Consider the following 19614-nt stretch of genomic DNA (forward strand, 5'->3'; position numbering starts at 1 on the left):
GCGCTTCCCCGATCATTTGCCGCCGCTCGATGCGCTCGCTCGCAACTTTGCGTGGGCGCGGACCATTATGGTTTCATGCTCACATCGATCGAACATGATCCGGAGAACGGACCGGCCTGGAACCTCGTCGCTGCCGAGGGGCCCGTCATGACGACATCCATTCATGCAGGTCACCACGTCCGCCTCGAGCTGCAGCCGTGGCTCTGCATGGACGAGTTGGGGCGCCTTCGGGAAGAGGACCCGATGACGGACTATTTCCTTACCGTCGGCGACACGATGGTGCGCGCCAACCGATCGCGCTTCGAATGCGACCTCAATCGCCCGCGTGACGGCTGCATCTCCAACGATCCCGAGGATACCTGGGGCCTCACGATCTGGCGCGAGGACCTGCCGGAAGAACAGATGGAACGTTCGCGCCAGCTTCACGACGCTTTCTATGCTGCCGCGACCAAGCGCATCGACGCCATGATCGCCGCGCACGGCCGCATCCTCTTGCTCGACCTGCACAGCTACAATCATCTGCGCGAAGGAAAGGACGGCGACCCTGCGCCGCTGCCCGACAACCCCGACATCGACCTCGGGGTCACCACGCTCGACAAGCCCGTTTACGGCGAGCTCGTCGAGCGGTTCGCGCGCAAGCTCAGGAGCGTCCCGATCGACGGGCGCACGCCCGATGTGCGCGAGAACAAGCGCTTCGAGGACGGGGGGAACTTCCCCGAATGGCTCCACGCCCGCTATGGCGAAGACGCGTGCATCATGACGCTGGAGTACAAGAAGATCTTCATGGACGAATGGGGTCGCAGCGCGGATATCCTCGCACTGCAGGCGCTCCGCCACGGGCTTTCGCTCGCGGTCGCCGATGCGCGCGAATGGCTCGCCGGGAGGCGCTGATGGTCATCGGCCCGCGTTACGAACTTTCGCCCGCCGCCGAAAAGGTCGATCGACGCCTCGCCGCGCTCGATCAGGAACTGAACTGGCTGCACTATTTCATGCCGACCAACATCAGCGAGGTCCACGAGGCCTTCGTGGAATCGGGCTTCCGGACGCTTCCCGAGGTGACCTACCCGGCGCTCGACATCGATGTCGACGCCCTGCGCCGAGAATTGTTCGCGCTCCCCGTCCACGACATCGACGATCCCCTCATCGAAGTGTTGCTGATCGAGAAGCAACGCGAACTCGATCGGCAGATCGAGCTCATCCGCATGCGCGGGAAGGAAGGGATCGCGCAGGCCTCGACCGACCTCTTCGGCGGCGTTGGCGACCGGATGCGCGAGCGCGCCGAGGCGATCCTCGACGGTGTTCCCGATGCGAAGGAGCCCGATCTCGATTGCGACTGCGACCGTTTCCTCGAAGCTGCCAATGCCGAATTCGCCCGCCTCGCGGAGCGCGGCAACGGTTTTGCGCAGAAAGCGATCGTCAATCCCAACGAGGGCACCGGCCTCTTCACCGAGGACGGCAACCTCAATATCCCGCGAGACTTCAGAGTGGCGTGCGATCGCATCGCGCCGCTCATCCAGCACGAAGTCGGCACCCACAGCATCACGCGGCACAACGGGCTGCGTCAGCCGCTCGTCACGCTGTCGATGGGCTTGGCCGACTATGACGTCCTGCAGGAAGGGCTTGCGGTCCTCGGCGAATATCTCACCGGTTTCCTTCCGCCGCGCCGCCTGCGAATGCTCGCCGCGCGGGTGATCGCTGCCGACATGGCGGTCAAGGAGCATGCTCCGACCGAGATCTTCGACGCGATGCGGGACCCGTGCGGACTTAACGACGACGATGCCTTCGACACGATGCTGCGCGCGCTGCGGGGCGGATGTTTCACCAAGGACGCGCTCTACCTCAAGGGTCTCGTCGAACTGGTCGCCTATCTTCATCACGGCGGGGACTACGAGCTGCTGTTCCTCGGCAAATTCTCGCTCAAGCAGCTTCCGACACTCGAACGGCTGGTCGATCGCGGCCTCATCAATCGCCCCGATCTGCTGCCTACCTATCTCGACGACGACAAGGCACTGGAACGCCTGCAATTTGTCCGGACCGCCGACATCGTCGATCTTTACCAGGAAAGTCCCGCGTCATGAAAATCGCCTTCGTCGTCAACCGCGTCGCCACCGAGAAGGAGGACTATTCCTCCACCCGAATGGGGCGCATCGCCCTAGCCCGCGGCCACGACGTCGCGCTTATCGAACTCGGGCGTTTCATCTACGATGCCGACGGCTCGATTTGCGCCCACGCGAGCGTCGCGCCGCAAAAGCGCTTCCAGTCGGACGCGACCTATCTTCAGGCCGTTCAGGATGCGGAGAGCGAACGGATCGATCTTGCCGAATATGATGTGCTCCTCCTGCGCTCCGATCCCGCGGAAGAACTTTCCGAGCGGCCTTGGGCGCCGGCCGCCGCGTTGTTGTTCGGCCAGCTTGCCGCAAAGGACGGACCGATCGTCCTCAACGATCCCAGCTATCTGACCGATGCCGTCAACAAGACCTATTTCCAGCATTTCCCCGAGGCGGTCCGCCCCAAGACCTGCATCACACGCTCCGAAGACGAAATTCGCGCCTTTCTCGATGCGCAGGGCGGCAAGGCCGTCATCAAGCCGCTCCAGGGCTCCGGCGGTCAAGGCGTCTTCGTGCTCGACAAGGACAACCGGCAGAACCTGTCGCAAACGGTCGAGGCCGTCACCCGCGACGGCTACGCCATCGTGCAGGAGTATCTTCCCGGCGCCGCCGATGGCGACGTGCGGATGATCACGCTGAACGGGCGCCCGCTGGTCGTCGACGGCACCTATGCCTGCCTACGCCGCTACAACGAGAGCGACGATGCCCGCTCGAACATTTCGGCGGGCGGGTCGACCGAGATGATCGAGCCCGACGAGGAAATGCTCCGCGTCGCGGAACTGGTCGCGCCCAAGCTCATCGCCGATGGGATGTATCTTGCAGGTCTCGACGTGGTCGGCGACAAGATGATGGAAGTGAATGTCGATACGCCAGGCGCCATCAGCTACATGGACGACGCCTCGGGCAAGGATTTCACGGGCGCGATCATCGACGATCTCGAGCGCAAGGTGCGGCTGCGGCAGAGTTACGGCGGACGGCTGTCCAACCGCCAGCTCGCGATGATCTAGAACGCGCACGCCAAAAGGGGCCGGACGCATTACTGCGCCGACCCCTTCCCTCTCAGTGTGTAACGAGAGAGAGGCTCTGCCGGGACGTTCTGCCCGGCGTATCGCCGTTAGGCTCGATAGAAGATGTGAACGCCGACCTTCGTGACTTCACTGAAGGCGGTGCGCCAGCGGGGCGCAACATAGTCGGCATGATACCAAAGGACGTCGCCGCGCACGACTTCATCGGCGCCGTCGATAGCGACCTTGGCGACCGCCTTTGCGGTGTCCCAGGCCTGCATTTCGCTAATGCGGGGGAAGCGGCGGTTCTCGACGAAGCTGAACTGCTTGTACTGCTTGACGACATCGCACCAATTGTCGGGATAGCGCTCGCTGTCGGTGCGGTTCATGACCACATCGGCAACCGCGAGCTGGCCCTCGAGGCTCTCGCCGCGCGCTTCGAAATAGACGGCGTTGGCGAGGCACCATTCCTGGGCGTCGAGTTCGGCATCGGCGATGCCCTTGCGCTCGGCGACCAGCGCATAGAGCGGCTTGTCGTCGGCGATGTCCTTGGCGCGATCGAGAAACTCGGCGCGCTGTTCGTCGGTCAGGACGGGGGATGTGATGAGGTTGGCGTGAACTTGGGCACCGCCGGCCGTGGCAAGCAAAGCGGCACCGATCACCGGCGCGAAGCCGGAGCTGAAAAGCTTGGTCATGTACTATCTGTTTTTGTGCGGCGTCCCCGTTCGATCGCGACCATGCTCGTCCATGGCCATCGCTGCGATGCGTCGGTTTTTCCGTCTCGCCCTCGCTCGACACCGACCCTCCACGGTGGTGCGAGCCCTCGCTCTCTCTCGTTACAGGTTCTATTTAGTTCCCATTACGCAGAAAAAAACCCTCATGTCGTTAAACCGTTTTCGCCGCGCGACGAAAACTGCAACCCCTTGAAATCATTGAATTTCTTGTCGTGAGAGGCCCGATTTTGCTGTCTCTTAGATGAACCAGATCGGGACAAAAACGGTTCGTCGGCGAAGAACCCTCGCTTCGCCGACGCGCCGAACACGACGATATCAGTCGCCGATCTTCTTCGCGGCCTTCTTTCGCTCGTGCGGATCCAGATGGCGCTTCCTGATTCGGACCACGTCGGGTGTGACCTCGACCAGTTCGTCGTCCTGGATATAGGCGATCGACTGTTCGAGCGTCATGCGCTTGGGCGGGGTCAGACGAATGCCCTCGTCCTTGCCGGTCGAGCGGAAGTTCGTCAGCTGCTTGGATTTCTGCGCATTGACCTCGAGATCCTGCGGCTTGGCATTCTCGCCGATCACCATGCCCTGATAGAGCTTGTCGCCGGGATTGATGAACAGGATGCCGCGATCCTCCAGCGCGTTGAGCGCGTAGGCAACCGCTTCGCCCTGATCCATCGAGATCATGACGCCGTTCTGGCGACCCTGGATCTTGCCCTTGTGCGGCCCGTACTTCTCGAAGATTCGGTTCATGATACCCGTGCCGCGCGTGTCGGACAGGAACTCGCCGTGATAGCCGATGAGGCCGCGGCTGGGCGCCGAGAAGGTCAGGCGGGTCTTGCCCCCGCCCGAGGGACGCATGTCGGTCATCTCGGCCTTGCGCAACGCCATCTTGTCGATGACCGTGCCCGAATAATCGTCGTCCACATCGACGACGACGGTCTCGTAGGGCTCTTCCTTGCCGTCCGGTCCGTCGCGGAACAGCACGCGCGGGCGGCTGATCGACAGTTCGAAGCCCTCGCGGCGCATATTCTCGATGAGGACGCCGAGTTGCAGTTCACCGCGGCCCGCGACCTCGAAGGCGTCCTTGTCGGCGCTCTCGGTGATGCGGATGGCGACATTGGTTTCGGCCTCGCGCTCGAGGCGGTCGCGGATGACGCGGCTCTGCACCTTGTCGCCGTCCTGCCCCGCATAGGGACTGTCGTTGACCGCAAAGGTCATGCTCAAGGTCGGCGGATCGATTTCGCGCGCTTCGAGCGGCTCGGTCATCTGCGGCGTGCCGATCGTGTTCGACACGGTCGCATCGACGAGGCCGGCGATCGCGATGATGTCGCCCGCCTTAGCGCTTTCGACCGGAACGCGTTCCAGGCCGTCGAAGCTGAAGAGCTTGGTGCAACGACCGCTCTCGACCTTCTTGCCGTTGACGTCCATCGCGAGGATGGGGTCGCCCACGTTGAGCGTGCCCTGCTCGACGCGGCCGGTGAGAATACGCCCGAGGAAGTTGTCGCGGTCGAGCAGGGTCGCGAGCATCTTGAACTCGGCATCGGGATCGAGGCCCGGTGCCGGCACATGCTCGACGATCTTTTCGAACAGTGGCGTGAGGTCGCCCTCGCGCACGTCGTCGGTAAGGCCGGCATAGCCCGAACGGCCCGACGCGTAGAGCACGGGAAAATCGAGCTGCTCGTCAGATGCGTCGAGGTTCAGGAAAAGTTCGAATACTTCGTCGAGGACTTCGGCGGCGCGCGCGTCGGGACGATCGATCTTGTTGACGACCACGATGGGCTTCAGCCCCAGACCCAGCGCCTTGCCGGTGACGAACTTGGTCTGCGGCATCGGGCCTTCGGCCGCGTCGACCAGCAGGATGACGCCGTCGACCATCGACAGGATGCGCTCCACCTCGGCGCCGAAGTCGGCGTGGCCGGGCGTGTCGACGATGTTGATGCGCGTGTCGTTCCACTCGACGCTGGTGCACTTCGCGAGAATCGTGATCCCGCGCTCCTTCTCGAGCTCGTTCGAATCCATCGCGCGTTCCTCGACGCGCTGGTTCTCGCGGAAGGTGCCCGACTGGCGGAAAAGCTGGTCGACCAGCGTGGTCTTGCCATGGTCGACGTGCGCGATAATGGCCACGTTGCGTAGCTGCATGATTTTTCTACTCGAATAAGGGGTTTCGGCGGCCCCTTAGACGATGCGGCACGGATTGCCTAGTGCTGCATTGCACAAGGCTAGGGGCGAAAACTTCAGATCCGCTTGGACTTTAAGGGCCACATACGGCCCGATCCGATCTTGGTCGGACCAAACTGGTGGTACAGCGCCGCGAGCACATGGAGGACGAGCAGCCCGATAAGCAGCTTGACCAGAAGTTCGTGTACGGACCCGATGTCCCCGACCAGAGAAGCGCCGGGAAGGGCGGGGAATTGCAGACCGAATTTGAGGTCGATCATGCCGCCATCCGCCCGCGCCGAAACGGCGGCGATGCCAGTGTACGGCAAGACGATCATCAGCACGTAGAGCGCGACGTGGCTAACGTTGGCGGCGGCCTTTTCCCAGCCGGGCATCTTCCTGGGGAGTGCGGGCGGGGGAACGACGAGCCGGTGCAGAAGGCGCGCGACGGCGAGCAGCAGGATCGTGACGCCGACGAGCTTGTGCCAGTCGAACATGGCATCGCGCGCGGGCCCGCGATCCATGTCGTGGAACTGGAAGCCCGACCAGATCTGGATGAGAACGAGGATCGCGCTGATCCAGTGAAACCAAACCGAAACGGTCGTATACCGGGATTTCTTCGCGTCGCGCACGGGCAGGCCCCCCTTGTTGAAGAGGCGAGCGTAGCGAAGCGATCCAGCTTGCGCCACTGGATTGCTTCGCCCCACTCGTTTCGATCGATCGTCAGCCCTTGGCGGTGAATTTCTCGCCCGCCGCGGCCTTGTCCAGAAGCAGCTTCGAGAAGCTGAAGGTCTCGCCCATCCGCTCCTCCTGGCTCTTGAGCCCGTCGACGATTTTCTGGAGCCCTTCCTGATCGGCCCAGTACATCGGGCCGCCGCGATAGACCGGCCAGCCGTAGCCGTAGATCCACACGACGTCGATGTCGCTGGCGCGCTGGGCCTTGCCTTCCTCGAGGATCTTGGCGCCCTCGTTGACCATCGAATAGATGGTGCGCTGGACGATCTCCTCGTCGGAAATCTCGCGCGTCTCGGTGATCCCCTTCTTCGCGCGGAAATCCTCGATGATACCTGCGGTCACGTCGGAAGGGCTCGGGCGGCGCTTGTCGTCATAATCGTAGAAGCCCGCGCCCTTCTTCTGGCCCCAGCGCTCCTTGGCGCACAGCGCGTCGCGGATATTGTCGATCCGCTCGGGGTCGCGGTGCCAGCCGATGTCGACGCCCGCGAGGTCGGCCATCTGGAAGGGGCCCATCGGCATGCCGAACTCGACATGGACCTTGTCGACCTGCGCCGGGGTGGCGCCTTCCAGAAGCAGCTTTTCCGCTTCCAGCTGGCGCGGGATGAGCATGCGGTTGCCGATGAAGCCGTAGCAGACGCCCGCGATGACCGCGACTTTCTTGATCTTCTTGGCGAGCGCCATCGCGGTGACGAGCACGTCGTCGGCGGTCTTGTCGCCTCGGACGACTTCCAGCAACTTCATGATGTTGGCGGGCGAGAAGAAGTGCAGCCCGACGACATCCTCGGGGCGGCTGGTGGCCGCTGCGATCTCGTTCACGTCGAGATAGGAGGTGTTGGACGCGAGGATCGCGCCCGGCTTGGCGATGCCGTCGAGGCGCGCGAAGATTTCCTTCTTCACGTCCATATTTTCATAGACGGCCTCGATGATGAGGTCGCACTTCGACAGTTCCTCGAAGTCGAGCGTGGGGTTCAACGCGCCCATCGCGGCTTCGACCTGCTCGGCGGTCATTTTGCCCTTCGACGCGGTCGCCTCGTAATTCTTGCGCATGATGCCGGTGCCGCGGTCGAGTGCGTCCTGGTTCATCTCGACGATGGTCACGGGGATGCCCGCCGACAGGAAGTTCATCGAGATGCCGCCACCCATCGTGCCCGCGCCGATGACGCCGACGCGCTCGATCTTGCGGGGCTCGACGCTGTCGTCGACGCCCTCGATCTTGGAGGCCTTGCGCTCGGCGAAGAAGAAATATTGCCGCGCCCGCGCCTGCGGGCCCGCCATCAGCTCCATGAACTTCTGCCGCTCGAACATGATGCCCTCGGCGAACGGCTTGGTTGTCGCGGCCTGGATGGTCTCGAGGTTGGCCTGCGGGGCGACGTCGCCGCGAAACAGCTTGGCGTTCGACTTCTTGAAGTCGTCGAACAGCGAAGCGTCGACATTCTCGACGCGGTCCTGCCGCTCGCTCGAGCGCGGCAACGGACGCGTGTCCTTGACCTCGTGCGCATAGGCAACGGCATGTTCGAGAAGGTCGCCCTCGATGATCTTGTCGACGAGCCCCGCATCGGCAGCCTGATGGGCGCTGATCGGCTTGCCCGTCACCGCCATCTGCAGCGCCAGCTCCGGCCCCGCGACGCGCGGTGCGCGCTGGGTGCCGCCCGCGCCGGGGAGCAGGCCGAGATTGACCTCGGGGAAGCCCAGTTTGGCCGTGGGCAGCGCAACGCGGTAGTGACAGCCCAAGGCGATTTCGCACCCGCCGCCCAGTGCCGTGCCGTGGATGGCTGCGACGACGGGTTTGTCGCTCGCCTCGATCTTGTCGACGACGTCGGGCAGCCACGGCATGACCGGCGGCTTGCCGAATTCCGAAATGTCGGCGCCCGCGAAGAAGGTGCGGCCCTTGCAGGCGATCACGATCGCCTTGACGCTGTCGTCGGCATTGGCCGCCTCGATCTCGCGAACGAGGCCCTGGCGCACAGGCGCGCTGATCGCGTTCACCGGTGGGTTGTCGGACCAGATGATGCGGACGTCGCTATGGTTTTCGGTGGTGATCGGATCGTCGCTCATGTTCGAAATTTCTCCTGAAGTTCAGCTGGCGGTGCGGCCATAGACCTGCCGCGTGTAAGGGTGGGATGAGGTGAGGCCACCGTCGACCACCAACGCATGGCCGTTGACGTAGGATGCCTCGTCGGACGCGAGGAACAGTGCGGCGGCGGCGATCTCTTCGGGCTCGCCGCCCCGCTGCAGCGGATTGAGCTGGCCGATGTGCCGTTCGACGCCCTTCTCGCGGACGTAGTCGTAGATCGGCTTGGTCATGCCCGTTTCGATCAGTCCCGGGCAGATTGCGTTGACCCGCACGCCCGAACCGGTGAGCTGCTGCGCGCCGATGCGGACGAGGTTGATGACCCCCGCCTTGGACGCGGTATAGGCCGGGCCGCCCGCGCCGGAGCGTAGCCCCGCCACGCTCGCGGTTGCGATGATCGAGCCGCCGCCCGCCTTCTTGATCTCGGGCGCGGCATATTTGATCGCCATGGCGGGGCCGATCAGGTTGACGCGCAAGATCTCCGCCCAGATTTTTTCATCCTGATCGAAGATGCCGTCGAAGCCGCCCGACACACCCGCATTGGCGAACATGATATCGAGGCGTCCGTGGCGCTCGACCGTCTCCTGCACCAGCCGTTTGACCCCGTCCTCGCTCCCTGCGTCGACCTCGACATCGGCATTCTTGAGATCGGCGCCGACAACCGTCGCGCCCTCGCCGCGGAACAGTTCGACGGTCGCGCGCCCGATGCCCGAGCCCGCGCCGGTAACGATGGCGACCTTGCCTTCGAGCCGACCTTCTGCGCTGCCGCTCAAAGCCCCGCCCCAATCGTCGAGCCGCCATCGACGACGATGCTCTGGCCGGTCATGTAGCTGGACGCGGGCGAGGCGAGGAACACCGCGGCGCCCGCAATCTCCTCGGGCTCCCCGATGCGCTGCAAGGGCATATGGCGGGTGATCTTCTTGAGGAGGTCTGGGTTTTCCCACAGCGCCTTGGCGAAGTCGGTGCGGATGAGGCCGGGCGCGATGCAATTGACGCGGACCTTCTTCGGCCCGAATTCGGCCGCGAGGTTGCGCGCCAGCTGGAAGTCGGCGGCCTTGGAGACGTTGTAGGCGCCGATGGTCGTGCTCGCGGTCATCCCGCCGATCGAGGAGACGATCACGATCGAACCGTCCTCTCGCTCGAGCATTCCGGGCGCGACCATCTGGATGAGCCAGTGATTGGAGATGACGTTGTTCTGGAGGATCTTCTCGAACTGCTCGTCGGTGATGCCGCCCATCGGTCCGAAATAGGGGTTCGACGCGGCGTTGCAGACGAGAATGTCCACCTGCCCGAATTCGTCTTCCGCCTGCTTGACCAGTGACTGGAGTGCGGCCTTGTCCGAAATGTTCGCTGCGACCGCGATGGCGCTGCCGCCTGGGGCGTCATTGATGCCTTGCGCGACGTCCTCGCAGGCTTCCTGCGTGCGGCTGGAGATGACGACGTTGGCACCGCGCTGCGCCAACGCTTCGGCGATCGCCTTGCCGATGCCGCGGCTGGAGCCGGTGACGATGGCGGTCTTGCCGGAAAGGTCGAAGGGATCGGTCATCGGCTGATCTCCGCATGTTTGGCATATTCGAGTCGCGCGATCGAACGGGCGTGGACTTCGTCCGGACCATCGGCCAGCCGCAGTGTCCGGATGCCTGCCCACATGTGCGCGAGCGGCGTATCCTGACTGACGCCCGCGCCGCCGAACGCCTGGATGGCATCGTCGATGACCTTCAAGGCCATCTGCGGCGCCTTGACCTTGATCATCGCGATCTCGGCCTTGGCTTCCTTGTTGCCCACGCGGTCCATCATGTCGGCCGCCTTGAGGCATAGGAGCCGCGTGCAGTCGATCTCGATCCGCGCCTCGGCGACGCGCTGCTCCCAGATGCTGTGTTCGGCGATGCGCTTGCCGAAGGCGACGCGGCTGTTGAGGCGTTTGACCATCAGTTCGAGCGCTTCCTCGGCGGCGCCGATGGTGCGCATGCAATGGTGGATCCGGCCCGGCCCGAGGCGCCCCTGCGCGATCTCGAAGCCCCTTCCCTCGCCGAGCAACAGACTGTCGGCGGGGACGCGAACCTTGTCGAGCACGATCTCCATGTGACCATGGGGCGCATCGTCGTAGCCGTAGACGTGGAGCGGTCGCTTCACCTCGACCCCGTCCGCATCGAGCGGCATCAGAATCATCGACTGCTGCTTGTAGCGATGTTCCTCGGGATCGGTCTTGCCCATGACGATGGCGAGCTTGGCGCGCGGGTCGCCAGCCCCCGACGACCACCATTTGCGCCCGTCGATGATGTAGTCGTCACCGTCGCGGGTGATCGAGCATTCGATGTTGGTCGCGTCCGACGATGCGACGCCGGGCTCGGTCATGAGGAAGGCGGAGCGGATCTCGCCCTTCATCAGCGGATCGAGCCAGCGATCCTTTTGCGCGCGAGTGCCGTAGCGGTGCAGCACTTCCATGTTGCCGGTGTCCGGGGCCGAGCAGTTGAAGACCTCGCTCGACCAGAGAATTCGCCCCATTTCCTCTGCACAGAGCGCATATTCGAGGTTGGTGAGCTGCTCGCCCTCGAAGGCGAAGCTTTCATCGACATGGGTCAAGGCGCCGCCAGGCCGCATGAACAGGTTCCACAGCCCCGCCTCGCGTGCATTGGGCTTCAGTTCCTCGATCACCGCCACCGGCTGCCATCGATCGCCCTCGGCGATCTGCGCATGATAGTCGGTAACGCGCGGGCGGACATGTTCGTCGATGAAGTCGCGGACACGGTTCCTGAAATGCGCCTGACGCTCGGTGAGGTCGAAATCCATCGGCATTGCTCTCCTGCGGCCGTCCAGATCGGTAGCTTCGTGCAACTGGCTAGAACGCAGGCTCCGGAAGCACAAGGCCGTCGAGAAGGGAACGGCTGACGTGGGCATTGGTTGTCCAGCGCATGAAAATCGCCTTCGTCGCCGCCGCGCTGTGCGCGCTCGCCGCCTGCTCCAACCCTCAGCAGGAGGGCCAGACCCAGGATCGTCCCGACCCCGACGCGCCCACTGCCGAGAAACCGGATCTTACGAGCGAGGTAGTCGGCGAGTTGATCGACGACACCGTTCCCGCGACGCCGCCCGAATTGACGACTCCGGCTGCAGCGGTCGCGGTTCTCGAGGCCTATTGCGCGGCGGTCGCCAACGGCGACGACACCCAGGCCGCGCGTTACTGGACCGACGGCGACGTCGATGAGGACCATCTCGATCGCTATGACGCCTACGACTGCGACTTCGACGATCCGCTCGACCGCAGCGGTGCGGCGGGCTCCACCTATCTGACCGTCCCCGCCCGGATCACGGGCACCTTGGCGACGGGCGGTGGCTTTCTGCTCGAGGGCGAATTCGTGATGCGGCGCTCGAACGATGTCCCCGGATCGACCGAGGAGGAGCGCCACTGGCGCATTTATCGCACCAAACTCGAGGAGCGCCGTCCCTAGGGAAAGCCCGTTTCTCTTCGAAACCGTTGACGTGGCGGCGCGCCGCCGCATGATGGCGCGGTGTAGGAGAGAATGATGGTCGACCTTGAACAGTTCGCCGCGGACACCCGCCGCTGGCTCGAAGAGCATGTCCCGCAATCGATGCGCAGCCCCGCGACGGGGGAAAAGGACCTCGTGTGGGGCGGACGCAACGCCGAGATGAGCGATGACCAGCGCGCCTGGCTCGACAAGGCGGGGGAGCGCGGCTGGACCGTACCCGATTGGCCGAAGGAATATGGCGGGGGCGGGCTTAGCCCCGAGGAAACCAAGATCCTCAAGGCCGAGATGAAGAAGATGGGGGTGCGCACGCCCTTGACCAGCTTCGGTATCTCGATGCTCGGGCCCGCACTGCTCGAGTTCGGCACCGAAGAGCAGAAGAAAAAATATCTTCCCCCCATCGCGCGTGGCGAGATCCGCTGGTGCCAGGGCTATTCGGAGCCGGGCGCGGGAAGCGACCTTGCCGGACTGCGCACGTCCGCCGAGGACAAGGGCGATCATTATCTCGTCAACGGCCAGAAGGTCTGGACCAGCTACGCCGACCAGGCCGACTGGATCTTCTGCCTCGTACGTACATCGAAGGAATCGAAGCACGGGGGCATCAGCTTCCTTCTGTTCGACATGGAGTCGGAGGGCGTTTCGACCAAACCGATCAAGCTCATCAGCGGCTATTCGCCCTTCTGCGAGACCTTCTTCGACGACGTGAAAGTCCCCAAGGACCAGCTCGTCCACAAGGAGAACGAGGGCTGGACGGTCGCCAAATATCTGCTCGGCCACGAGCGCGAGATGATCAGCGGCATGGGGCTCGGCGGTGCAGCGGGCAGCTCGCTGCTGTCGGAAGCCATTTCCGACGCCGATCCCATCCTCGCCGCCGACCTCGCGCGGTTCGATGTCGACGCGCTCGCCTACCAGGCGATGAGCGAGGCGTTCATCGACAAGCTGAAGGCGGGCGAAGCCCATCCCGCCGAGCCCAGCATGATGAAATATGCGGGCACCGAACTGAACAAGCGCCGCCACGAACTGGTGATGCAGGGCGGCGGCTCGGACGCGCTCGAGTGGGAGAGTGAGCGCTCGAGCGAAGGCAAGAAGCCGCGCGAGTGGCTGCGCACCAAGGGCAATTCGATCGAAGGCGGGACGAGCGAGATCCAGCTCGGCATCGTCGCCAAACACATCCTCGGCCTTCCGGGAGCCTGACATGCTGAAACTCAACGACGACCAGATCATGCTGCAAGATACCGTCCGGCCCTTCATGGCCGACGAGGGCGCGATCGCACAGCAACTGCGCCACTGGCGCGACAAGGGCTGCAAGGACGGGTTCGGCCACGGGCTGTGGAAACAGTTCGCCGAACTGGGGCTGACCGGTATCCTCATTCCCGAGGAAGCGGGAGGCAGCGGGCTCGGGCAGGTCGAGGCCAATGTCGTGCTCGAGGAAATCGGGCGCAATCTCACCCCCTCCCCCTTCCTCACCACCGCCGTCGCAGCCGTCCGCGCGCTCGAAGGCACCGCACACGCCGACGCGCATTTCCCGGGCATCGTCGCGGGTGATACGATCGCCGCGCTGGCGATCGACGAGGGCCCGCACCACGACCCCGCCGCCATCGCGATGAAAGCCGAACGCTCCGGCAACGGTTTCCGCCTGTCGGGCGCCAAGCAGTTCGTCGTTCATGGCGCGAGCGCCGACCTCCTGCTCGTCGCGGCGCGCAGCGGCGGCAGCGCGGGCGAGGAAGAGGGCATCACGCTCTTCGCAGTGAAGCCCGACGCCAAAGGGCTCGACATCGAGAATGTCGCGCTTGCCGATCATTCGAAGGCCGCGCGGCTGACGCTCGATCATGTCGAGGTCGATGCCGATGCGGTCGTCGGCGAGGTGGACGGCGGCCATGCCGTGATCGAGCGCGCGCTGTCGGCGGGCCGCGCGGGCGCCGCGTCGGAGCTGACCGGGGTGGCGGCAGGCGCCTTCGCGATGACCAACGACTATCTCAAGCAGCGCAAGCAATTCGGCCAGGAAATCGGTCGCTTCCAGGCGTTGCAGCATCGCGCCGCGCACCTGTGGGGCGAGATCGAGATCGCGCGTGCCGCCGCACTGAAGGCTGCGCAACTGATGGACGCGGGCAAGCCGAACGCCGCCTTGTTCGTATCGGTCGCCAAAGCCAAGGCCGGCAGCGTCAGCCGCCTCGCGGTTCAGGAGGCGATCCAGATGCACGGTGGCATCGGCATGACCGACGAGCATGACGTCGGCTTCTACATGAAGCGCCAGGCAGTGGTGGACGAGCTGTTCGGAAGCCCGAACTTCCATGCGCTCAAGGTCGCCGCTCGCTAGCGTTCCAGCAGGAACGTCATCCGCGCGTTGGCGATCGGGACGTCGCGTGCATCCTGCCAGGCGACCGCGTCGACATTCGCGATTCGGCGTCCGAGACGCTCGATCCGTGCGGTGGCCATCGTGTCCTTCGGACGTCCGCCGCGAAGGAAGTCGGTGGTGACGGTGACCGGCTTCATCGCGGCGCTGGCGGCCGCTCCGTCGCGATCCAGCTCGCGCCGAAGCGTCCCGAACGCCGCGAATTCGAGCAGCGCCGCGATCGCCCCGCCGTGCAGGAAGCCAGGCCGCCCGGTGACATCGTCGTGGAAGGGCATGGTAAAGGTCAGCCGCCCGTCGATCTCGGCGGCCGACAGGCGCAGCAGGCGGGCATAGGGAGGAAGTTCGACCATCGCAGCCGCCTCGCTAGCAGCGCGCGATGCGAAGGTCAGCCCTTGGTTTTGTAACCGGCAAGGATGCCGAGAATAAAGGCGGTGAACAGGGCAAACTGGATGTGCCCGTCGGGATCGGACCAGCCGAAATACATGTCCCCCCAGCCGAACAGCGCGACGAACAACATGGATGAAAGGGCAACCAGCATTTTTCGCCTCCCGGACGCACATGATCCCGTCGCCCGGGCCCTTCCCTGCCCGGCGACGCGCTCCTTAGACCAAAACAAGGTTAGCAAAGGGTAAAGCTTGCTCCCGTTCCGGCGTTGCGATAGCGGCGTGTCGCATTCACTTATGCGCGGGGAAGGCGGACTATGAAGGCACGGGTCACCATCACCTTGAAAGAAGGCGTTCTCGATCCGCAGGGTCGTGCGGTGCATCATGCCCTGGGGAGCCTCGGGTTCGACGGCGTCGAGGACGTCCGCATCGGAAAGGTCGTCATGCTCGACCTCGCCGACGGCACCGGTGAGGACGAGATCGCCAAGATGTGTGATCAGTTGCTCGCCAATACCGTCATCGAGAATTATTCGATCGAGATCCTGTGAAGACCGCGCTCGTCATTTTCCCCGGGTCCAACTGCGACCGCGATCTGGAAGTCGCCTTCGAGCAGGCGACCGGAACCGCGCCTGTTCGGGTCTGGCATCAGGAGAGCGAACTCCCCGACGGCATCGACCTCATCGGGCTTCCCGGCGGTTTCTCCTATGGCGACTATCTGCGCTCGGGCGCGATGGCGGCGCGCTCGCCGATCATGCGCGCGGTCGCCAATGCGGCAGGTCGGGGCGTGCCCACCATCGGTATCTGCAACGGCTTCCAGCTCTTGACCGAAGCAGGATTGTTGCCCGGCGCGCTGATGCGCAATGCCGGTCTGCATTTCATCTGCCGCACGGCCGCCCTCACGGTAGCCAACGCCCGAACCCCCTTCACGCGCGGTTATACGTCGGGTGAGACCATTCATATCCCCGTGGCGCATCATGACGGCAACTACCAGGCCGACGCGAAGACGCTCGACAGGATCGAGGGCGAGGGGCAGGTCGCCTTCCGCTATGTCGAGAACCTCAACGGTTCGGCGCGCTCGATCGCGGGCATCGTCAACGAGACCGGCAACGTTCTCGGCATGATGCCCCATCCCGAACGCGCCTTCGAAGCCGCGCACGGAAACACGGACGGCCGAAGATTGTTCGAAAGCCTGCTCGAAACCGTCGCCTGACTGGTTTACGAGCGATGGCGATGCGTCCGTAGCTCAGTTGGATAGAGCGCGGGACTTCTAATCCTGAGGTCGAAGGTTCGAATCCTTCCGGGCGCACCATTTTTCAAAAATCTCGTATCTGAGCCGTTTTCCCGTCAGTTGCGATCTTCGCGGAAATCAGGGCGGTAACGTCTGGCCCATGGTCGTGGGACTTACGCCTCTTCTCGGCGAGAACTGGCGAAGCTTCGAGGTCGATGCTGACGGGAAGACCACTTCCGCTGGCTACCTTGAAAACGGTGCAGCGATTGCCGGAGAAGGCGATTACCAGGGGCAGACGATCGTGCGAATGGACGATTGGCGGTCTCTTCCCCGGCTAGCGACAGTGCCAGTAGCCGTGTTGATCGATGACGCGGTCGGCAGTTCCGGAGAAGGGGTTGCCGTAGCCTTCAGGGGCCGGCCGAAAGCGCGCTTCTTCGGAGAGAAGACCTATGGAGTAGCGAGCTCCAACGAAGGCTTCATCGTCGCCGATCGGATCAACGTCGTGGTGACGACGGCAATGATGGCTGATCGCGACGGCCGCATCTACCCCGACGGCATTGTGCCGGACACATTGGTTTCGGCGGGACCGGGCTCGTCGGTCGATCCCGACGATGCCGTGGTGGAATCCGCAAAAATATGGCTGGCGAGGCAATCTGAGTGTTCCTCCGTCCAGATCGGGTCGGCCCATTAAGAAACGGCCCCCTTCATCCCCTCCTAGTCCTTGGCTCAAGATCGGGGTTCGAGTTCGATCCTGAAGCGAATTTCTTCCCGGCTGCCAAACGCCGCATCGACCACGAACTTCTCGATCAGTGTACCCCCATTAGCCACGATGACCCGGCGAGAGGCCAAATTTTCGGGTCGGGTCGTGATGTCGACGTATGGCAATCCTCGGTGGCGCGCCTCGTCGAGCATATACGCCAGGGCGGCGGTGGCATGGCCCTTACGCCTTTTCCATGGGACGACCGCATAGCCGATGTGTCCAAGACAGGATGGCGGCAAGGCACCTGTTTCGCGCTGCCAACGAAAGCCGATACTTCCGCAAAATTCACCGTCCCACATCCATCTGACCATGCTGGGGAGGCGAGGAACGAGAGTCCCGTCCGGCAGCCTTATGGGTTCACCGAGCCCTTCAGGGTCGTCGAGAGACGCGAGAAAGCCGTCTGCATCTTTCTCGATCCGGCTCAATTGCTCGTCCGCAGCTTCCTTGCCACGAACATTATCGGGCGACCATCCTCGCTCGAGCGCTTCCAAATATGATGGGAGGTATCTCAGTCCGGGCACGACTAGCTTCATGACGTTATTCCTTATGTCCACCCCGCTCCAGACACCGAATTACGATGGGGCGTCCGGACAGCTTCAGTTCATCAAAATCGGAACACATCGAAGCAAGACCGGGCATTAAGGCTGGCTCGGAATGGATGGGCTTCCTATGCATCGTTACCTGGCTTCGTTCAGCGTTTTGGCACTGGCTTCCTGCGCTGCGATCAAGCCGGCGCAGATGCATCTCCCTGCCGACTGGACCGCAATCTCGACCACCAGGTTCACCGGATTTAACGGTTGGAACACCGGCAAATTCGGGGCGAGTGATTATTACGGCACCTTTCAGCGTTCCGAGGGGCGACTGGCCTATTTCGATACCTTGGTTCAGCGATCGGGGAGCGCGCGATTTACGGTCGCCGGACCGGAAATTTCTTCGACGATCGAAGCGCGATGCCGGATGCGCGAGCGCGCTCTGGATCTTGGTCGCGGGATAGAAGTGACTACGAAGCCGATGGCCTTTCGCTGCGACTTCACTGCCGATGGTATCCCGATCTCCGCCCGGTTCGAATTGCAGGAGGCGATCGGCGCAGGCACCGCTGCCTACCGATACGAGCGCTTTGGAGAGATCGCGCTGGGCGGCGAGATCGTCCAAATTCGTTCTAATCACGATATCGAAGGCACTTCGATCGGCACGATCACTCCCATCGGATACATTTTCGAACAGAATTCTCGCGTCATTGGCGCGCTCAATCTCAATGGTAGCCGCGAACTCATCATACCGGAGGAGACTGACCCCGGCTTGGCGCGCACACTCACTGTCGCTGCGCTGGCGCTTTCGGTGTTCCAGGATCCGGCAAGTCGGACCTACGTCGAATGACTTCATCAAGATGCATCCTGCCAGCATCTAACCATTTCTCGCGAAACCACCGAAGGCAGCTGATTACTCACCGTTTGGCAAAGTCCTCCGTTTGCCGCTGACACCGCGGATCGAGAGCACCTCACTGCTTCCGGCGAAGCTTCGACGGCGAAACTCCAAAAGTCTTACGAAAGGCGCGGCTGAATTGGGTGGCGCCATTGAACCCGTATCGAAACCCCGCCTCCGTGCAGGTCGCATGACCTGATGCGATCGTTTCGCCAGCACGTTCGAGTCGAAGCCGTCGATGATAGGTCGCCGGGGGCGAACCGAATTGGTCGGCGAACAGGCGCGTGAGCTGAAAACGCGACATTCGCGCGACCTTCGCCAATTCAACGAGGTCGACGGGGCGGTCGTCGATATCGTGTAAATACGTGCGAGCGAGCGTCAAACGGCGGAAAATTTCATAGCGAGTCGAGCCCTTCACCGCTTCGATGGACTGAATGCTGCGAAGGGCATCCGCCATCAATTTGCCGACATTACCGTCGACCGCCTTGACCATCGCTGCGACTTCCAGCCTCCCGCGCCAAGGCCTTGAGAATAAATTTCGGTGCATGCTCTCGAGCATGCGACCGAGATCAGAGCCGTGAGCCGGAAAAAGCAGCGGCTCTTCCAGTGGTTGAGCTGAAGAAGGAAGAGAACGCGTTTCCGGGAGATAGACACACAGGCCATGAGCGGTTTCCCGCTGGCTCGAACGGCCAGCCTCGCCCTCGGTCATTTCCGGCACGAAAAGAAAATTTCCGGCTTCCACGACATATGGCCGCCCGCCCAGATGATAATATTCCGTGCCTTCGGCAACATATTTGATGGCAATCGAACCACGACCAGGACTGACTGATTGCCCGCCCGAAATCTGCGACAGAATGACCGCCCCCGATGATATGGGCGCAATTCGAAGGTCTGCCCCTAAGCGTCCATAGAGGTGCACGAAAGACGGTTCGGAAAGCGCATTACAATGCGTGTGAACGGCAGTTTGCATTGCATCGAGATACATTATCTCGCGGACGGCGCGCCGTCGTATCGACGAACGACTGACGAGGGCCATGAGCCAAATGGTCTTCGAATTTTCGCAACCGCGGTCAATTCGAAGAGGGGGGCGCCTGTTATCAAATCGAAATGATCACAGAGTCTTTCAGCCTCCTACCGAGAGCGTTCGGCCGCCTTCTCACCTTCGTAAGCGTCGCGATCGCACTGA

Annotated in this window: 21 protein-coding genes and 1 tRNA gene; 11 read left to right on the top strand and 11 right to left on the bottom strand. The window is 63.1% G+C overall.

The genetic code is table 11. The features are described 5' to 3' along the window. Positions 1 to 75: 75 nt before the first annotated feature. Genes WJS89_RS04310 through WJS89_RS04320 form a run of 3 tightly spaced genes read left to right on the top strand, consistent with a single transcriptional unit; the run spans position 76 to position 3115 of the window. Entirely contained in the window at positions 76 to 891 is an 816-nt protein-coding gene (locus tag WJS89_RS04310; RefSeq protein WP_346339686.1) for an N-formylglutamate amidohydrolase, read from the top strand. Then, positions 870 to 2078, top strand: a complete 1209-nt coding sequence (locus WJS89_RS04315; RefSeq protein ID WP_346339687.1) for a tyrosine/phenylalanine carboxypeptidase domain-containing protein — start codon at positions 870 to 872, stop codon at positions 2076 to 2078. Before WJS89_RS04310 ends, WJS89_RS04315 begins: the two co-directional genes overlap by 22 nt. Continuing rightward, the gene (locus WJS89_RS04320) at positions 2075 to 3115 is read left to right on the top strand and encodes an ATP-grasp domain-containing protein (protein ID WP_346339688.1); all 1041 of its coding nucleotides are present in this window, start codon (positions 2075 to 2077) and stop codon (positions 3113 to 3115) included. Before WJS89_RS04315 ends, WJS89_RS04320 begins: the two co-directional genes overlap by 4 nt. Positions 3116 to 3222: 107 nt before the next feature. On the opposite strand, the gene WJS89_RS04325 is transcribed toward WJS89_RS04320, so the two are convergent. From WJS89_RS04325 to WJS89_RS04355, 7 genes are all read right to left on the bottom strand, one after another. Then, positions 3223 to 3807: a cell wall hydrolase gene (locus WJS89_RS04325; protein WP_346339689.1), complete on the bottom strand. Its 585-nt coding sequence runs from the start codon at positions 3805 to 3807 to the stop codon at positions 3223 to 3225. 354 nt (positions 3808 to 4161) lie between these two features. Then, positions 4162 to 5976: a translational GTPase TypA gene (gene typA, locus WJS89_RS04330; RefSeq protein ID WP_346339690.1), complete on the bottom strand. Its 1815-nt coding sequence runs from the start codon at positions 5974 to 5976 to the stop codon at positions 4162 to 4164. 95 nt (positions 5977 to 6071) lie between these two features. Continuing rightward, positions 6072 to 6626: a cytochrome b gene (locus WJS89_RS04335; protein ID WP_346339691.1), complete on the bottom strand. Its 555-nt coding sequence runs from the start codon at positions 6624 to 6626 to the stop codon at positions 6072 to 6074. 91 nt (positions 6627 to 6717) lie between these two features. Next, a complete protein-coding gene (locus WJS89_RS04340) occupies positions 6718 to 8784 on the bottom strand; it encodes a 3-hydroxyacyl-CoA dehydrogenase NAD-binding domain-containing protein (RefSeq protein ID WP_346339692.1) in 2067 nt (688 codons plus the stop codon). 21 nt (positions 8785 to 8805) lie between these two features. Continuing rightward, a complete protein-coding gene (locus tag WJS89_RS04345; protein ID WP_346339693.1) occupies positions 8806 to 9573 on the bottom strand; it encodes an SDR family NAD(P)-dependent oxidoreductase in 768 nt (255 codons plus the stop codon). After that, the gene (locus WJS89_RS04350) at positions 9570 to 10346 is read right to left on the bottom strand and encodes an SDR family NAD(P)-dependent oxidoreductase (protein ID WP_346339694.1); all 777 of its coding nucleotides are present in this window, start codon (positions 10344 to 10346) and stop codon (positions 9570 to 9572) included. The genes WJS89_RS04345 and WJS89_RS04350 overlap by 4 nt, the downstream gene beginning before the upstream one ends. Next, positions 10343 to 11590, bottom strand: a complete 1248-nt coding sequence (locus tag WJS89_RS04355) for an acyl-CoA dehydrogenase family protein (RefSeq protein ID WP_346339695.1) — start codon at positions 11588 to 11590, stop codon at positions 10343 to 10345. The genes WJS89_RS04350 and WJS89_RS04355 overlap by 4 nt, the downstream gene beginning before the upstream one ends. Before the next feature lie 122 nt (positions 11591 to 11712). On the opposite strand from WJS89_RS04355, the gene WJS89_RS04360 reads away from it, so the two are divergent. The 3 genes from WJS89_RS04360 (at position 11713) to WJS89_RS04370 (ending at position 14599) form a co-directional block, all read left to right on the top strand. After that, the gene (locus WJS89_RS04360) at positions 11713 to 12246 is read left to right on the top strand and encodes a hypothetical protein (RefSeq protein ID WP_346339696.1); all 534 of its coding nucleotides are present in this window, start codon (positions 11713 to 11715) and stop codon (positions 12244 to 12246) included. A gap of 72 nt (positions 12247 to 12318) precedes the next feature. Next, positions 12319 to 13476, top strand: a complete 1158-nt coding sequence (locus WJS89_RS04365; protein WP_346339697.1) for an acyl-CoA dehydrogenase family protein — start codon at positions 12319 to 12321, stop codon at positions 13474 to 13476. A gap of 1 nt (position 13477) precedes the next feature. Beyond that, positions 13478 to 14599, top strand: a complete 1122-nt coding sequence (locus WJS89_RS04370) for an acyl-CoA dehydrogenase family protein (RefSeq protein ID WP_346339698.1) — start codon at positions 13478 to 13480, stop codon at positions 14597 to 14599. On the opposite strand, the gene WJS89_RS04375 is transcribed toward WJS89_RS04370, so the two are convergent. Together WJS89_RS04375 and WJS89_RS04380 are read right to left on the bottom strand one after the other, a co-directional pair. Beyond that, the gene (locus tag WJS89_RS04375; protein WP_346339699.1) at positions 14596 to 14985 is read right to left on the bottom strand and encodes a PaaI family thioesterase; all 390 of its coding nucleotides are present in this window, start codon (positions 14983 to 14985) and stop codon (positions 14596 to 14598) included. The genes WJS89_RS04370 and WJS89_RS04375 overlap by 4 nt on opposite strands. A 35-nt stretch (positions 14986 to 15020) precedes the next feature. Further along, positions 15021 to 15173 (bottom strand): hypothetical protein, encoded by a 153-nt coding sequence (locus WJS89_RS04380; RefSeq protein WP_346339700.1) that lies wholly within the window; start codon positions 15171 to 15173, stop codon positions 15021 to 15023. A 162-nt stretch (positions 15174 to 15335) separates the two neighbouring features. Between WJS89_RS04380 and purS the strand changes: the two genes are divergently transcribed. The 4 genes from purS (at position 15336) to WJS89_RS04400 (ending at position 16937) form a co-directional block, all read left to right on the top strand. Then, on the top strand, positions 15336 to 15566 hold the full coding sequence (purS, locus tag WJS89_RS04385; protein WP_346339701.1) for a phosphoribosylformylglycinamidine synthase subunit PurS: 231 nt from the start codon (positions 15336 to 15338) through the stop codon (positions 15564 to 15566). Continuing rightward, positions 15563 to 16228: a phosphoribosylformylglycinamidine synthase subunit PurQ gene (gene purQ / locus WJS89_RS04390; protein WP_346339702.1), complete on the top strand. Its 666-nt coding sequence runs from the start codon at positions 15563 to 15565 to the stop codon at positions 16226 to 16228. Before purS ends, purQ begins: the two co-directional genes overlap by 4 nt. A 22-nt stretch (positions 16229 to 16250) precedes the next feature. Beyond that, positions 16251 to 16327, top strand: a tRNA-Arg gene (locus WJS89_RS04395). 19 nt (positions 16328 to 16346) lie between these two features. Further along, positions 16347 to 16937, top strand: coding sequence for a S41 family peptidase (locus WJS89_RS04400; protein ID WP_346340078.1), 591 nt, complete (start codon positions 16347 to 16349; stop codon positions 16935 to 16937). Between the two features lie 35 nt (positions 16938 to 16972). On the opposite strand, the gene WJS89_RS04405 is transcribed toward WJS89_RS04400, so the two are convergent. Further along, positions 16973 to 17539 carry a GNAT family N-acetyltransferase gene (locus WJS89_RS04405; protein ID WP_346339703.1) on the bottom strand — a complete coding sequence of 189 codons (567 nt, stop codon included), beginning with the start codon at positions 17537 to 17539 and terminating at the stop codon, positions 16973 to 16975. Between the two features lie 136 nt (positions 17540 to 17675). Between WJS89_RS04405 and WJS89_RS04410 the strand changes: the two genes are divergently transcribed. After that, positions 17676 to 18383 (top strand): VV20781 family protein, encoded by a 708-nt coding sequence (locus WJS89_RS04410; RefSeq protein WP_346339704.1) that lies wholly within the window; start codon positions 17676 to 17678, stop codon positions 18381 to 18383. 121 nt (positions 18384 to 18504) lie between these two features. On the opposite strand, the gene WJS89_RS04415 is transcribed toward WJS89_RS04410, so the two are convergent. After that, positions 18505 to 19464, bottom strand: a complete 960-nt coding sequence (locus tag WJS89_RS04415; protein ID WP_346339705.1) for a helix-turn-helix domain-containing protein — start codon at positions 19462 to 19464, stop codon at positions 18505 to 18507. Positions 19465 to 19614: the final 150 nt, after the last annotated feature.

Source organism: Sphingomicrobium aquimarinum, assembly GCF_039655735.1.
Classification (GTDB): Bacteria; Pseudomonadota; Alphaproteobacteria; order Sphingomonadales; family Sphingomonadaceae; genus Sphingomicrobium; species Sphingomicrobium aquimarinum.